The organism is Lentzea kentuckyensis (assembly GCF_002150765.1).
Taxonomy (GTDB): domain Bacteria; phylum Actinomycetota; class Actinomycetes; order Mycobacteriales; family Pseudonocardiaceae; genus Lentzea; species Lentzea kentuckyensis.
In genome coordinates, this window is the sequence record NZ_MUYM01000122.1 from 1 (window position 1) to 14278 (window position 14278).

The 14278-nt window shown below is 68.1% G+C and carries 18 protein-coding genes and 1 tRNA gene; 14 read left to right on the forward strand and 5 right to left on the reverse strand.

Features of this window, described 5'->3' with window-relative positions; translation table 11 throughout:
• Positions 1-236: response regulator (locus B0F77_RS50235; protein ID WP_245849295.1), on the reverse strand; the 236-nt coding region annotated here is incomplete at its 3' end.
• Here B0F77_RS50235 and B0F77_RS40325 point away from each other — a divergent pair.
• The 4 genes from B0F77_RS40325 (at position 184) to B0F77_RS40340 (ending at position 2929) form a co-directional block, all read left to right on the forward strand.
• On the forward strand, positions 184-675 hold the full coding sequence (locus tag B0F77_RS40325) for a S1C family serine protease (protein WP_425435793.1): 492 nt from the start codon (positions 184-186) through the stop codon (positions 673-675). The two genes, B0F77_RS50235 and B0F77_RS40325, sit on opposite strands and share 53 nt — an antisense overlap.
• Before the next feature lie 162 nt (positions 676-837).
• Complete coding sequence (locus B0F77_RS40330) at positions 838-1521, forward strand: response regulator transcription factor (RefSeq protein ID WP_245849297.1); 684 nt, start codon at positions 838-840, stop codon at positions 1519-1521.
• A 41-nt stretch (positions 1522-1562) separates the two neighbouring features.
• Positions 1563-2423 carry a sensor histidine kinase gene (locus tag B0F77_RS40335; protein ID WP_086668365.1) on the forward strand — a complete coding sequence of 287 codons (861 nt, stop codon included), beginning with the start codon at positions 1563-1565 and terminating at the stop codon, positions 2421-2423.
• Positions 2424-2428: 5 nt separating this feature from the next.
• Positions 2429-2929 carry a MogA/MoaB family molybdenum cofactor biosynthesis protein gene (locus B0F77_RS40340; RefSeq protein ID WP_045311897.1) on the forward strand — a complete coding sequence of 167 codons (501 nt, stop codon included), beginning with the start codon at positions 2429-2431 and terminating at the stop codon, positions 2927-2929.
• 371 nt (positions 2930-3300) lie between these two features.
• On the opposite strand, the gene mscL is transcribed toward B0F77_RS40340, so the two are convergent.
• From mscL to B0F77_RS40360, 4 genes are all read right to left on the reverse strand, one after another.
• Entirely contained in the window at positions 3301-3738 is a 438-nt protein-coding gene (gene mscL, locus B0F77_RS40345; protein ID WP_086668337.1) for a large-conductance mechanosensitive channel protein MscL, read from the reverse strand.
• Positions 3738-4292 (reverse strand): SAF domain-containing protein, encoded by a 555-nt coding sequence (locus B0F77_RS40350; protein ID WP_086668366.1) that lies wholly within the window; start codon positions 4290-4292, stop codon positions 3738-3740. Before B0F77_RS40350 ends, mscL begins: the two co-directional genes overlap by 1 nt.
• A 70-nt stretch (positions 4293-4362) precedes the next feature.
• Entirely contained in the window at positions 4363-4671 is a 309-nt protein-coding gene (locus tag B0F77_RS40355) for an FmdB family zinc ribbon protein (protein ID WP_086668338.1), read from the reverse strand.
• A gap of 94 nt (positions 4672-4765) precedes the next feature.
• Positions 4766-5332: a 5-formyltetrahydrofolate cyclo-ligase gene (locus B0F77_RS40360; protein WP_086668339.1), complete on the reverse strand. Its 567-nt coding sequence runs from the start codon at positions 5330-5332 to the stop codon at positions 4766-4768.
• 38 nt (positions 5333-5370) lie between these two features.
• Between B0F77_RS40360 and B0F77_RS40365 the strand changes: the two genes are divergently transcribed.
• The 10 genes from B0F77_RS40365 to B0F77_RS40410 all read left to right on the forward strand — a co-directional run bounded on the left by B0F77_RS40365 (position 5371) and on the right by B0F77_RS40410 (position 14127).
• Positions 5371-6255, forward strand: a complete 885-nt coding sequence (locus B0F77_RS40365) for a UTP--glucose-1-phosphate uridylyltransferase (protein ID WP_086668340.1) — start codon at positions 5371-5373, stop codon at positions 6253-6255.
• A 16-nt stretch (positions 6256-6271) separates the two neighbouring features.
• Entirely contained in the window at positions 6272-7495 is a 1224-nt protein-coding gene (gene glp / locus B0F77_RS40370) for a molybdotransferase-like divisome protein Glp (RefSeq protein ID WP_086668341.1), read from the forward strand.
• A 110-nt stretch (positions 7496-7605) separates the two neighbouring features.
• On the forward strand, positions 7606-9021 hold the full coding sequence (tnpB, locus tag B0F77_RS40375; RefSeq protein WP_211294276.1) for an IS607 family element RNA-guided endonuclease TnpB: 1416 nt from the start codon (positions 7606-7608) through the stop codon (positions 9019-9021).
• On the forward strand, positions 9021-9674 hold the full coding sequence (locus B0F77_RS40380) for a GNAT family N-acetyltransferase (RefSeq protein ID WP_086668342.1): 654 nt from the start codon (positions 9021-9023) through the stop codon (positions 9672-9674). The genes tnpB and B0F77_RS40380 overlap by 1 nt, the downstream gene beginning before the upstream one ends.
• Before the next feature lie 155 nt (positions 9675-9829).
• On the forward strand, positions 9830-10555 hold the full coding sequence (gene sepX, locus B0F77_RS40385) for a divisome protein SepX/GlpR (RefSeq protein WP_086668343.1): 726 nt from the start codon (positions 9830-9832) through the stop codon (positions 10553-10555).
• Positions 10556-10612: 57 nt separating this feature from the next.
• Positions 10613-10685, forward strand: a tRNA-Ala gene (locus B0F77_RS40390).
• Positions 10686-10944: 259 nt separating this feature from the next.
• Positions 10945-11679 carry a hypothetical protein gene (locus B0F77_RS40395; RefSeq protein ID WP_143467178.1) on the forward strand — a complete coding sequence of 245 codons (735 nt, stop codon included), beginning with the start codon at positions 10945-10947 and terminating at the stop codon, positions 11677-11679.
• A gap of 87 nt (positions 11680-11766) precedes the next feature.
• Complete coding sequence (locus B0F77_RS40400; RefSeq protein ID WP_086668345.1) at positions 11767-12144, forward strand: cupin domain-containing protein; 378 nt, start codon at positions 11767-11769, stop codon at positions 12142-12144.
• Positions 12145-12274: 130 nt separating this feature from the next.
• Positions 12275-13261: a glycoside hydrolase family 5 protein gene (locus B0F77_RS40405; protein WP_245849299.1), complete on the forward strand. Its 987-nt coding sequence runs from the start codon at positions 12275-12277 to the stop codon at positions 13259-13261.
• 224 nt (positions 13262-13485) lie between these two features.
• The gene (locus B0F77_RS40410; RefSeq protein WP_086668347.1) at positions 13486-14127 is read left to right on the forward strand and encodes a DedA family protein; all 642 of its coding nucleotides are present in this window, start codon (positions 13486-13488) and stop codon (positions 14125-14127) included.
• The last annotated feature ends 151 nt before the right edge of the window (positions 14128-14278 follow it).

Sequence of the window (14278 nt, forward strand, 5' to 3'; positions counted from 1 at the left end):
GCCCGCCGCAGCACCGACGACCCCCGCAGGGCCAGCTCGCGGGGGCTGAACGGCTTGGTGACGTAGTCGTCCGCCCCGATCTGCAACCCGGCGATGCGATCCTCCTCCTCGCCCAGCGCCGTCAGCATGACCACCGGCGTGTTGCCGCGCAGCCGGATCCGCCGGCACACCTCGATCCCGTCGATGCCGGGCAGCATCAGGTCCAGCACGACGATGTCCGGCTCCTGCGCGGCCATCAACCCCGGCAACTCCGGCGGCCCGCTGGTGAACATGCAGGGCCAGGTCGTGGGCATCAACTCCGCGATCTACAGCCCGAACCAGTCGGGCGGCCAGGCAGGCTCCGTCGGCATCGGGTTCGCCATCCCGATGGACCAGGCGCGCCGCACGATCGACGAGATCGTGAAGAGCGGCAAGCCCAAGCAGACCGTGCTCGGCGTGAAGGTCGAGTCGACCGAGCAGGGCGCCAAGATCTCCGAGATCACGCCCGGTGGTGCCGCCGAGAAGGCCGGCCTGAAGGCGGGCGACGTCATCTCCAAGTTCGGTGACCGGCGCATCGACGAGTCGGACACGCTCGTGGCCGCGGTCCGGTCCAAGGCTCCTGGCGACAAGGTCACGATCACGCTGTCCGACAACAGGACGGTGGAAGCCACCCTCGACGGCGTCGAGGTGGGATAGGTCGGGGGAGCGTCCGGTTCTGGCATCCGCCGCCCGCCAGAACCGGACGTCACGACCCGGGAGACCGGCTCTGTGCGCACCTGCCCCGCGCGCAGAGCCGGTCTCTTTTCGTTTTCTTACGGATGCGAGCCGGGCCGGCGTTCTTGGCATAGCGTTGGTGACGTGGTGGAACGGGTGTTGGTCGTCGACGACGACACGACGGTGCGCGACGTGGTGCGCCGATACCTCGAGCACGCCGGGTACGAGGTCGAGCTCGCCGGGGACGGGGAGCAGGCGCTGCGGTTGATGGCCGCGCAGGAGCCGGACATCGTCGTGCTGGACCTGATGCTGCCCGGCATCGACGGGATCGAGGTGTGCCGGCGGATCCGGCTGCGCGGCAACACGCCGGTGGTCATGCTGACGGCGCTGGGCGAGGAGGAGGATCGCATCGCCGGGTTGCAGATCGGGGCGGACGACTACGTCACCAAGCCGTTCAGCCCCCGCGAGCTGGCCCTGCGGGTGTCGTCGGTGCTGCGGCGGGCGTCGCGTGCTTACGAGCCGCGGATGGTGCGCGACGGCGATCTCGTTCTGGACGTGGCCGCGCACACCGCCACGTTGGACGGCATGCCGTTGCAGCTGACGACCCGTGAGTTCGACCTGCTGGCGTTCTTCATCGCTCATGCCGGACGGGCTTTTGGCCGGGCCGAGCTGTTGGAGCGCGTGTGGGGCTGGCAGTTCGGGGACCAGTCGACCGTGACCGTCCACGTGCGACGGTTGCGGGAGAAGATCGAGAAGGACCCGGCCAAGCCGATGCGGCTCAGCACCGTGTGGGGCGTGGGCTACCGCTACGACAGAAGTTCGCTGTGAACATCTTCGACCGGCTGAGCCGGGTTTCGCTCACCACCGCGATGACCGTCATGGTGATCGTGCCGGTGGTGGCGACCATCGGCGGCGTGCTCACGGTCGGCGGGTTCATGTTCACGCCGATGCTGACGGCCGCCCTGACGGTGTGCGCGGTGGTCGGCGTGGTCACGGTGCCGTTCTCGATCATGCTGGGCCGTGCGATCGCGCGACGCAGCGTGTGGGAGCGGGAGGCCGAGGCGGCGCGGCGGCAGTTGGTCGCGTGGATCAGCCACGACCTGCGGACGCCGCTGGCCGGTATCCGGGCGATGACGGAGGCGTTGGAGGACGGCGTCGTCTCCGAGCCGGGCGAGGTCGCCGTCTACGCCAAACAGATCGCTTTGGAGGCGGACCACCTTTCGAAACTGGTGGACGACCTCTTCCAGCTCTCGCGGATCACGGCCGGCGCGTTGAAGCTGACGTTCCACGACGTGCGGCTGGCGGACGTCGTGAGCGACGTGGTCGCCGCATCCCGTCCGGTCGCCGCGCGGGAGGGCGTGCGGTTGCGCGCCGACGCTCGCGAATGGCCGGTCGTGCGCGGCTCAGATCCGGAACTGATGCGTGTTGTGCGCAACCTTGTGTCCAACGCCATTCGACACACACCGGAGGGCGGCGCCGTGGCCGTCCAGGTCGATGTGGACGGAGGCGAAGCGGTGGTGCGGGTGGCCGACGCGTGCGGCGGCATCCCCGATGACGTGCTGCCACAGGTGTTCGACGTGGGCTTCCGCGGTTCGTCCGCACGCAATCCCGCCGGTGCCGGGCTGGGACTTTCCATCGCTCGGGGCTTGGTCGACGCGCACCACGGGAGGATCGGCGTCCAGAACCACGGTCCTGGCTGCCGCTTCGAAGTCAGACTCCCGCTACGGTGATCGGTATGGAACGCAGCGCGCAGCGCCTTGGCCGCGCTTTGGTCGTGATCGTGGACGACCGGGTGGCGCACGGCGAGCAGGACGACAACTCCGGCCCTCTCGTCACCGAACTGCTCGAAGAAGCCGGCTTCATCGTCGACGGCACCGTCGCGGTCGAGGGTGAGGTGGTCGACATCCGGGCCGCGCTCAACACAGCCGTGATCGGTGGCGTCGACCTCGTGGTCACCGTCGGCGGCACAGGCGTGTCGCCGCGCGACGTCACCCCCGACGCAACGCAGGGCGTGCTCGACCGCCCGATCCACGGCATCGCCGAGGCACTCCGTGCCTCCGGTCTTGCCGCGGGCGCGGTGGACGCGGGTATCTCGCGCGGTCTCGTCGGCGTCTCCGGCAGCACCTTGGTCGTCAACCTCGCCGGGTCGCGCTCCGCGGTCCGCGACGGCATGGCGACGCTGTCGGCGTTGGTGCCTTACGTGATCGAGCAGTTGAGCGGTCTTGACGAAGAGTGATTCGCAGTCTCAGCCGGCTGACGACGACGCTGTGAAGCGTCGTCGTCGGTTGGCTGAGGTGTTCGGTGATGTTCTGCCGGAGACCACGTCGGATGAGCGTGGGTCGGCTGCTGGTGACGGCGCTGGGGACCGTGAGGCCTGGTATCGGGAGAATCGGCCGCCGCATCACGGCGGGTGAGTGGTCGCCCTTGGGGTGGCTGGTCGCGCTCCGGGCTGCATAACCGCTACTCGCTGTATTGCCACGAGCGTGCGCGTCGTGGCGTGCGTTGTTCGGGCTTGCCACTTCGTGCGTGATCCCCGGATGCACCGCGCGGCGTGCGTGTTGTGGCATCGCCGCGCGGCGCTGTTGGTTCGGCTGGCCGGTGCGGGCGTCAGATCTTCGGGCCGCGCACGTCGGTGGTCGGGGTGCGCGGCTGCTGGTTTTGCTGGGCCGCGAGCAGGTCGCGGATCTCGATCAGCAGCTCGACGTCCGTGGGCTCGGCCGGGCCCGGCTCCTCGCCCCTCTTGCGGCGCTCCTGGATCTTCTTGATCGGCAGCACCAGTACGAAGTACACGACCGCCGCGACGATCACGAAGTTGATTGCCGCGTTGATGATGTTGCTGAAGTCCAGGTACGTGTCCTCCTTGTTCTCTCGGAGGTAGAAGCCCAAACCCTTCGTCTCGGCGCCGCCGAGCGAAGCGATGAGCGGCTTGATGAGGCTCGTGGTGAACGCGGTGACGATCGCGGTGAACGCCGTTCCGATGACCACGGCCACGGCCAGGTCGACGACGTTTCCGCGCATCAGGAAGTCCTTGAAACCCTTCAGCATCAGCGGAGGGTAACGGCTAACGCATGATCCAGTGACATCGCGGCCACACGGGTCGCATTAAGTCTCGGCAACGTGAGCACTACGACTTGTCCTCGTGTCTCACGCACGGATGCGTTCTCCGCGAGCACTTCTGCCGATGGCGACACCACGTCGACGCGGTCGCCCATCCGCATCACGTCGGCCAGGCCCTGGTCAGCCACTCGCACGGCCACCGAGACCTGATCTTCTGACGTGGCAGCGAGATCGAAGTCCGTGAGCGGGACGCCCTCCCGCGCCGCGTCGCGCAGGGTTCGGCCCACCACGGCGTCGACTCCCGGGAACGAACCGGAGATCGGCGCGGTCAGCGACACCAGGCGAACGTCGGCGGCCGACAGCGGTACTCCGGCCGGCAGGTCGTGGGACGCGACGACCGCGGGATGGCCCACGTCGGGCCAGAAGCTCGTCAACGCGGCCAGCAAAGCCAGACCCAGGGCCAGAAACCTGCGCCACGCAACGGAAGGGCGGCGGCGGGTCAGGGAGCGGAGGCGGTCCAGGGCGGTGGCGGAAAGAGTCATGCCCCGACGGTAGGACCGCCGGGGCATGGCAAAGGGGACTCAGCCGCAAGTTGTGGACAACTCGCGATCTTCAGCTGGCGGCCGCCGCCGGGGCGCTGCTCGCGGGCTTCGAGTCGGAGGACGACTTCTTGTCCGAGGACGAGGACTTCGTCTCCGAGGCGGTGGAGGACGTCGTCGTGGACGACGTGCTCTTGGACGAGCCCGAGCGGCTGTCCGTGCGGTAGAAACCGCTGCCCTTGAACACGACACCGACGGCGCCGAAGAGCTTGCGCAGCTTGCCCGAGCACTCGGGGCACTCGGTGAGGGAGGCGTCGCTGAACGACTGCACAGCCTCGAACCGGTGCTCACACGCGGTGCAGGCGTACTGGTACGTAGGCACTGGGTTCGCTCCTAGATCTGGCACTCGGGCGTTGTGAGTGCCAACACGATTTTCGCTCAGGACCTTCCCGGAGCGCAAACACACCCGGTCAAAGTCACAGCCACCGCAGGCCGACCGAGGGGGTCAGGACGCCGTTCATCCGCACGTCGTGAGGCTCCGCCGGCACGTCGGCGAGGACCTCCGAATCGCGCACGACGGCCACCAGTGGGGCTTTGACCAGCGGCAACGACCGGTCGTAGTGGCCCTGTCCCTTGCCCAGCCGCACCCCCGACACCGACACCGCCAGCGCGGGCACCAGCACCAGCGAGGCTCCAGCGATCGCCGAGGCGCCGAGCCGGGGACCGGACGGTTCGAGCAGCCGGAACGCGGCGGGAACGAGCCCGGCCGGTCCGGTGTGGACCGCCCAGTCGAGCGGCGAGTCTCCCGTCACGATCGGCAGCAGCACCCGGCAGCGCAGGCCGTCGAGCCACGACGCGTCACCGGGCTCCGATCCGACCGGCAGGAACGCGCACACAGTCTGATCAGGTTGAACGTCCAACGCGGCCACGTGCGCCGCCAGGGCCGCGGCCTCCGCGGCACGGTCCTCGGCTGAAACCGCACGCCGCGCGGCCAGCAACCGTGAACGCAGTGTGGCCTTCCGGTCACGAAGATCGGACGTCATGGTGGGTATCCCTCGGTATGTCGTTAGCATCGCAGCCCATGAGCAGCGCCTTCCACACCGCTATCGTGCCCGCGGCCGGCTTGGGCACCCGTTTCCTCCCCACGACCAAAGCCGTGCCGAAGGAACTGCTGCCGCTGGTCGACACCCCCGCCATCGAGTACGTGGCCAGGGAAGCGGCTGAGGCCGGCGCGAAGAAGCTGGTCATCGTCACCTCGCCGACCAAGGCGTCGGTCGCCGAATACTTCGACGCCAACGAGGAGCTCGAGCAGTCGCTGACCGCCAAGGGCAAGGACGACCTGGTCGAGAAGATCCGGCGGGCCCCTCGGTTGATCAAAGCCGAGACCGCGATCCAGGAGCAGGCGCTCGGCCTGGGACACGCGGTCGGCTGCGCCGAGGGCAACCTGACCGGCGAGGACGAGGCCGTCGCGGTGCTGCTGCCCGACGACATCATCCTGCCCACCGACGCGCTCAAGAAGATGGCGAAGGTCCGCGAGGAGAAGGGCGGCAGCGTCCTGCTGGCGTTCGACATCCCGCGCGAGCAGATCTCCGCGTACGGCGTGTTCGACGTCCGCGACACCGGCAGCGACGACGTCAAGCAGGTCGTCGGCATGGTCGAGAAGCCCAAGCCGGAGGACGCGCCGTCGACGTTCGCCGCCGCCGGCCGGTACCTGCTCGACCGCGCCATCTTCGACGCCCTCAAGCGCATCACCCCTGGTGCGGGCGGTGAACTGCAGCTCACCGACGCCATCGCGCTGCTGATCGCGGAGGGTCACCCCGTGCACGTCGTCGTGCACCGCGGCGGGCGACACGATCTCGGCAATCCCGCCGGATTCCTGCGCGCTGCGGTTGACTTCGCACTCAAGACCCCGGAGTACGGACCCGATCTGCGCGAGTGGTTGCGGGAACGCCTCGACAACTCCTGAGCGCGAGGACCAAGACATGAGGTCAGTTGACGAGCAGCTCGCTCGGGTGATCGCGGCCGCGGTGCGGCCCGCGCCCGTGCGGGTGGCGATCTCGGAGTCGCAGGGCCTGCTCTGCGCCGAGGAGGTCGTCGCGGAACGCGCGTTGCCCGGCTTCGACCAGGCCGCGGTGGACGGCTACGCGGTGCGCAGCGTCGACGTGTCCGGCGCGAACGTGAACCCCGTCCAGCTGCCGGTCGTGGGCGAGATCCCGGCCGGCTCCCGGCAGCCGCGCCGGCTCCAGCCAGGCCAGGCGGTGCGGGTCGCGACGGGTGCGCCGCTGCCCACGCTCGCCGACGCCGTCGTGCCGCTCGGCTACACCGACGGCCACCACGCCAAGGTCACGGTGAACCGCAGTGTGCCGTCCGCCGGGTTCGTCCGCCGCACCGGCGAGGACGTGCAGACGGGCGACGTCGCGGTTCGCCGCGGCGCGTCCATCGGCGCAGCTCAGGTCGGTCTGCTGGCCGCTGTCGGACGCAACAAGGTGCTCGTCCACCCGCGCCCGCGGGTGTCGGTGATCTCGCTCGGTGAGGAGCTCGTCGACGTCGACCGCACGCCCGGTCAGGGCCAGGTCTACGACGTGAACTCGTACGCGCTGGCCGCCGCCGCACGGGACGCGGGGGCCGAGGTCAGCCGGGTCGGCATCATGTCCGCCGACCCGCGCCGGCTGCGTGAGGTGGTCGAGGGCCGGCTGCTGCTCTCCGAGATCGTCATCGTCGCCGGTGGCGTCGGCGGCGCGATCGGCGACGAGGTCAAGGCCGCGCTGGCCGACCTCGGCGACATGGACGTCACCCGCATCGCCATGCATCCCGGCTCGGCGCAGGGCTTCGGCCGCCTCGGCCCGGACGCCGTGCCGACGTTCCTGCTGCCCGCGAACCCGATGAGCGCGCTCGTCGTGTTCGAAGTGCTGGTCAGGCCCCTGATCAGGGCTGCGCTCGGCAAGAAGAACCCGTACCGCCGCGCCGTGTCGGCCAGGCTGCTGTCACCGCTGCAGTCGACGAAGGGCCGCCGCGGCTTCCTGCGCGGCCAGCTGCTGCGCGACGCGGACAACGGCGAGTACCTGGTGCAGCCGCTCGGCACGTCCGGGTCGCACCTGCTCGCGTCACTGGCCGAGGCCAACTGCCTGATCATGGTCGACGAGGACGTCACCGAGGTCTCGGTCGGCGAAGAGGTACTCGTCAGCTTCCTCGCGCAGAGGGGTTGACTCCTGTCGGCTGGAACGTGATTGAGCGTGGACATGTGTGGGTGCCTGTGAGTGGCGGACTGGTAGCGCGGAGCCGGACTGTCGGTGCCGCGCGTTACCGTGCTGGCGAGATGGACACAGTGATCCTGGCGTATCGGTTCGCTCTCGATCCGACTGCGGGGCAACGCACGGCCCTGCAGTCGCATTGTGGCGCGCAGCGCTACGCCTATAACTGGGGACTGGCTCGTATCAGGGCGAACCTGGATCAGCGTGCCGCTGAGAGGACCTACGACCTTCCAGAGAATCAGCTCGTCGCATCACTTCCGTGGTCGGCCTACAGCCTGCGCAGGGACTGGAACCAGGCCAAGTACAAGGTTGCGCCGTGGTGGAGTGAGAACTCCAAGGAGGCGTACTCGTCGGGCTTGGCCAACCTCGCCAACGCACTGACGAACTGGCGGACCTCCCGTGCTGGTGAACGGCGCGGTCCCCAGATTCGATTCCCGAGGTTCAAGGGCAAGCGGTCTGGATTGTCGTGCCGGTTCACGACTGGCGCTTTCGGTTTGACCGACTCGGATCGGCGGCATGTGAAGCTGCCGCGCATCGGCACGGTGCGCACGCACGAATCCACGCGCAAGCTTGCTCGTCATGTGCAGCGCGGCACGGCCCGGATCCGTTCGGTCACCGTCTCGTACCGATCCGGGCGCTGGTTCTGTTCGTTCTCGGTGGAGATCACCCGCACCGACCCGGCACCTGTGGGGCGTGGCACGGTGGTCGGTGTCGATCTCGGGGTGAAGTCACTCGCGGTGCTGTCCACTGGGCAGATCATCCCCAACCCGAAGCACCTCGAACGGGTACAACGCAAGCTACGCCGCCTGAACCGCCAAGCCGCAAGGCGCGTCGCCCCTGACAAGCGCACCGGGCAGACACCTTCGAATCGGTGGCGCAGAAGCCAGGCGCGTGTGGCGAAGCTGAACGCGCGGGTTGTCAGCGCCCGTCGTGACGGGCTGCACAAACTCACCACAGGTCTCGTCCGGACGTTCGACGTGATCGTGCTGGAAGATCTCCACGTGTCCGGAATGATGCGCAACCGCCGTCTGGCTCGGCACATCTCCGGGGTCGGATTGGGCGAGTTGCGGCGGCAGGTTGAGTACAAGACAACCTGGAGTGACGTCGGGCTGGTCATCGCAGACCGCTGGTATCCGTCCTCGAAGACCTGCTCGAACTGCGGCGCGGTGAAAGCCAAACTGCCGCTGCGGGTCCGAGTGTTTCATTGCGGTGAGTGCGGACTTGCGCTTGATCGCGATCTCAACGCCGCCCGCAACCTCGCCGCACTCGCCGGCGAGGCACCGGGCAGGACGTCCACGGCGAGTTGCGCCGGGACGCTAAACAGGCCCGATGGAAACCCATGTCAGCCCCACGCCGTGTGGGCAGCGGGTACCGCCACGGGAAGACCCGCACCATCCCGGTGTGGGCCAACGCCGCCACCACAAGGCGACGGCTGCCTGAAGACCGTGAACACACTTGCTCACACTTCAGGTAACGGTTGATGAACGCTTTTTCGGACATGGGACGTCACCCCGGCTGGCCGGTCCGGCTGGGGCCCGTCGAGGTGCGCGCGGGAACGGTGACCCTGCGCGGACCCCGGCTGTTCGACGGCGGCAAGTGGTCCCGGTTGCGCATCCGCGACCGCGACTACCTGGAGCGATGGGAACCCACCGCGCAGGAGGGCTGGGACGAGCGCAACGCGACGCTCTCCTGGCCCGCGCAGTGGTCGTCGCTGCGCGCCATGGCCCGGCGCGGCAGCACGCTGCCGTTCATGATCCTGGTCGACGGCGAGGTCGCCGGGCAGATCACCGTCGGCAACATCGTGCGCGGCTCGCTGCTGTCCGCGTGGATCGGCTACTGGGTAGCCGCTGATCGGGCGGGCGGCGGCGTCGCAACGGCCGCCGTCGCGTTGCTCACCGACCACGCTTTCCGCGACGCTGGTCTGCACCGGCTCGAAGCGACCGTGCGACCGGAGAACGGTGCCTCGATCCGGGTGCTCACGAAATCCGGGTATCGCGAGGAAGGCCTCTTCAAGCGTTATCTGGATGTTGCCGGACAGTGGCGCGACCACCTCTGCTTCGCGCTCACGTCCGAAGAGGTCCCGGATGGCCTAGTGCGCCGTTTGGTCGCACGCGGAGAGGCCCGTCTTCCCTGACGTTCGCGTCCGTTCGTTCTAATCACTTCACCCAAAAGTGGGTGATACACCACACTTTGGTACGCACCGCGCTCGGCGAGCCTCCGACACAGGTGTGACTGTTGTGACTAGCGTGGTGACAGCACCACGCGTGGGCCGGGGGAGGTGAACGGGGAATGCCGAGTTCGCTGATCATCGTTGCGCTGGTCGTGGCGTGGCTGGTGGTCCTCGTCCCCATGATGGCCCGCAAGCGCCAGGAGAGTGCGCGCAGCGTGGGGGAGGAGTACGACGCCATGCCCGACGCCGAGTACGACGACATCCACGACATCGACGACGACTACTTCGACGAGGAGGAGTACGTCGAACGCCCGTTCCGGCGTGGCCGTGGTGGCTACGACCCGGAGAGCGCGGCCCTGGTCGCGCAGGCCAAGTACGCGTTCCGCCGCAGAGTCGTGGCGTTCCTGCTGGTCGCCGCCGTGGCGTCGGGAATCGTCGCGGGCGTGTTCTACACGAAGCTCTGGTACGGCCACGCCGCGTTCGACCTGCTGCTCGTGGGCTACCTGACCTACCTGCGCAGGCAGGTGCGGATCGAGGAGGAGATCCGCGCCCGCCGGCTCGCCCGCCTGCAGCAGGTGCGCCGACGCCGTGCGACGGGCCCGCAGCCGCAGCAGGCCGAGGAAGCTCCGGTCGTTCCGGCTCAGCCGACCAGTTCGCCCGCCGAGATGGCGGAGACCACCGAGGTCGAGGTGGTCGAGGACAGGCCGGCGCTGCCACCGTTGCCGCGCTACGAGCACCACGTGCGACCAGGCACCATTCCGGTCGATTCCGACGACGAGGACCCGGTCTTCGTCGAGTTAGAGGGACTGGAGTCGCTGCGGTACCGAGGTGCTGTCGGGGCATAGTGGGGGTGGTGAAAACACCCCCTCCGGCCCTGCTATAGTTCTCTCGTAACACCGCAAGGGGCTGTAGCACAGTTGGTAGCGCGTCTCGTTCGCATCGAGAAGGTCAGGGGTTCGATTCCCCTCAGCTCCACAGCAAGTCAGAGACCGTCCACTTTAGAGTGGGCGGCCTCTTTCCTTATGGGTAGTTCAACGGCGTCCAGGCGAGTCCCTGGCTGTACACGAAGCGGCGGTGTCGCCGTCACCGATATCCGCTGCTCACGCGTGACTCAACGGCCTTCTGTCGGCACGGGGCTCCTCCTCAAACTGTCCGAAGCGGACCCTGTGGAGAGAGTATGGAGATTCCGTGAAACGCATTCGGTCCCCGCTGAGGAGCCGGATACCGTGTGCGCGTGAGTAACCATGGGGGATTGAAAGCGGCATTCGTCGTGGCCGCGGCACTCGCCGCCGTCAGCTGCACGCCAGGAGGGCAGCAGCAGGCCGCGCAGGAGAAGCACTTCGACGTCACGGGCTGGGGAAAGCTGAAGCCCGGCATGTCCAAGCAGGACGCGCTCGCCACCGGCGACCTCGCCGCCACGAGCGCGGGCAAGTTCGGCACGTGCGAGGACTACCGGTACCAGGGCGCGCCGGCACTGGACGCCGCGCAACTCGCCGCCGAGGACGAGGCCGAGAAGCAGTACGAGGCCGCGCAGAAGGCCGCGGACGAGGCAGAGGCCGCAGTGGGCCCCGCGCCGGGAGCGAACGCCGGTGCCGCGGAGTTCGCCGCCCACGCGGAGAAGCTCGCCAAGTCGGCCGAGGTTGGGGCCAAGGCGGCGCAGCTGGCGGCGGAGTCCACGCAGCGCATCGCCAAGCGGGCCGAGGCGCGTGAGGCCAACGGCGGGGTGTTGTTCGCCGGGGACAAGATCCGGATGATCGTGCCGCCGCCGGGCGCCACCGTGGCCAAGGGTGTGGGCAAGGGGGCGACGGTCGACCAGGTCAAGGCGGCCTACCCGACGCTCGCGCAGCGCGACGACAAGACCTACGACGCGCCGGTGCCCGACCAGCAGGGTTCGGTGCTGAGCTTCCACTTCGCCGACGGGAAGCTCGTGACGTTCCTGCTGTTCAACGGCGAGAACAAGTGCAGCTGAGCTGAACGGGCCGTCCACCGTAATGTGGGCGGCCCGGTCGTCTATATAACGGCCGTAAGCCCGTTCGGCTCCCGAAAGGCTGTGCCCATGAGCGACGCCCCGCAGGACAAAGTGACGGTTCTGTCCGCTGATGTCCTCGCCCAGATGAAGTCGTTCGCGCTGCACGGCGACGAACGGCTGCAGAACAAGCTGCTGTGGAAATCGCATAACGGTGACACGATCGTGGGCCTGATCCAGATGGCACCGGGCGCACGCGACGTCGGGCACAACCACCCGTCGGCGACGCAGCACACGTGGGTCATCAACGGCACGGTGAGCATCGGTGGCGTTGAGGCGGGCGCGGGCTCTTACGCGTTCGTGCCGCCGGGTGTCGACCACGAGACCGTCGCGGGCGATGAGCCGGTCACGATGTTCTACATCTACCAGCCGTTCGCGCCCGAGCACGACCACGATCACGACCACTGACAGGCCGACCTCAGTTCGGTCCGAAGTGGACCGTTTGGTCGAATGCGTTCTCCTGCAATGGTTCCATGCTGTGTTGAAGTTGATGCGCGACCCTTGTCAAGGTGACCTGCGTACGGTTCCATCAGCCGCTGTGATCACAAGGCTGAGTGCCGCGAGCGTGCTCGCGTTGACGGCGTCGATCCTGGTCGGCACGCAACCCGCCGAGGCCGCCACCGGCCTGCGGGTCAGCGGCTCGCAGGTCGTCGAGGCGAGCGGAAGTGCCTTCGTCATGCGGGGTGTGAACCATCCGCATGTCTGGTTCCAGGACCAGACACGTGCGTTCGCGGACATCAAGTCGTTCGGCGCCAACACCGTTCGCGTGGTGCTCGGCACCGGCAAGCGGTGGGGACCGAGTTCGGCGGCTGACGTCGCGAACGTCATCTCGCTGTGCAAGCAGAACCGGTTGATCTGCGTGCTGGAGGCCCACGACACCACCGGCTACGGCGATCAGATCGGGGCCGCGACGCTGGATCAGGCGGCGAGCTACTGGATCGGCCTTGCCGATGTGCTCAAGGGCCAGGAGAACTACGTTGTCATCAACCTCGGCAACGAGCCGTTCGGCACCAATCTGCTGGTGAGCCCGGCGTGGACGAACGCGACGAAGAACGCGATCAAGCGGTTGCGCGGAGCCGGGCTGCAGCACCTGCTGATGGCGGACGCGCCGATGTGGGGCCAGGACTGGCTGAACATCATGCGCAACAACGCCGCTTCGGTGCTCAACGCCGACCCGCAGCGCAACACGGTGTTCTCCGTCCACATGTACGGCGTGTACAACACGGCGGCGAAGGTCAACGCGTACTTCGACGCGTTCCGCTCGGCAGGGCTGCCGCTGGTGGTGGGCGAGTTCGGCGACAAGCACAGCGACGGCGACCCGGACGAGGACACGATCATGGCGCAGTCCCAGGCGCGCGGCATCGGCTACCTCGGCTGGTCGTGGAGCGGCAACGGTGGCGGGGTCGAGTACCTCGACCTGGTCCGCTCGTTCAACCCGGCGGACCTCACCCCGTGGGGTGAGCGCTTCCTCAACGGCCCCAACGGAGTGCGGCAGACCTCGAAGCAGGCCACCATCTACGGCTGACGTCATCCGCGGGAACACCGCCGACTGACTGGATCACGGGGGTCACCCGGCTGACGTTTCGGGGTCGATCGGTGATCTCCCTTAGTCCCGAGGTCTGACACCGGATCCGACCGGGGTCCGATGTGCGAGCTCTGTCCGTTGCGGTGAACTGGTTGGCAGGTAGGCGTTGTCTCGATGACAGCCCTCCTTCGTCGAACCAATTCGTCGTCCTGCTGGGAGAGCCCATGGCCTTGTTGACTGATGCTCTCGCAGGGCTGGCGAACCTGCCGCAGCCAGCGGTGCTGGCGGTGACGGGTGCGTTGACGTTGGCGGAGTGCACGCTCGGCGTCGGTTTTCTGGCGCCGGGCGAAAGCGCTCTCCTGCTGGCCTCGACGACGGTGACGACCGTGCCCAGGTTCCTCGCCATGTGGCTGGTGGTCTCGGTGTGCGCGGTGGCGGGCGACAGCATCGGCTACTACCTCGGCCGCCGCTTCGGCGATCGGTTGCGCGACAGCAAGATCGTCCGCAAGGTCGGTCAGCAGCACTGGGACAAGGCGGGCGAGCTGTTGCGGCGGCGCGGGGCGTGGGCGGTGTTCGTCGCCCGGTTCATGCCCGTCGTGCGGACGCTGGTACCGGCGTCGGCGGGTGCGTCGAAACTGGAGTACCGCCGGTTCCTGCCCGCCTCGATCGCGGGCGCGGTGTGCTGGTCGGCGCTGCACATCGGCATCGGTTCGGCCGCGGGCGCCTCGGCGAAGTACATCGAGTCCGTCTTCAACGGAGCGATGTGGGTGGTGCTGGCCGTCGGGGTGCTGGTCGGTGTGGTCGTCGTGCTGCGCAAGCGCAGGCAGGCCGCGGCCGAACCGAGGGAACTGGAGGAAGTCGCCTGACTCACGACAGGCCGCGCCCAACGACCGGTTCGCCCGACAGAGTCACCGTCGTCTCAGGGGAAGACCTCGAGGCCGGAGCACGACCAGCACGACCCTCACCCATCCGTGGGGTGAAGTTCGAACAGGAACGCGGCGGCCGCAAATAGGTTTT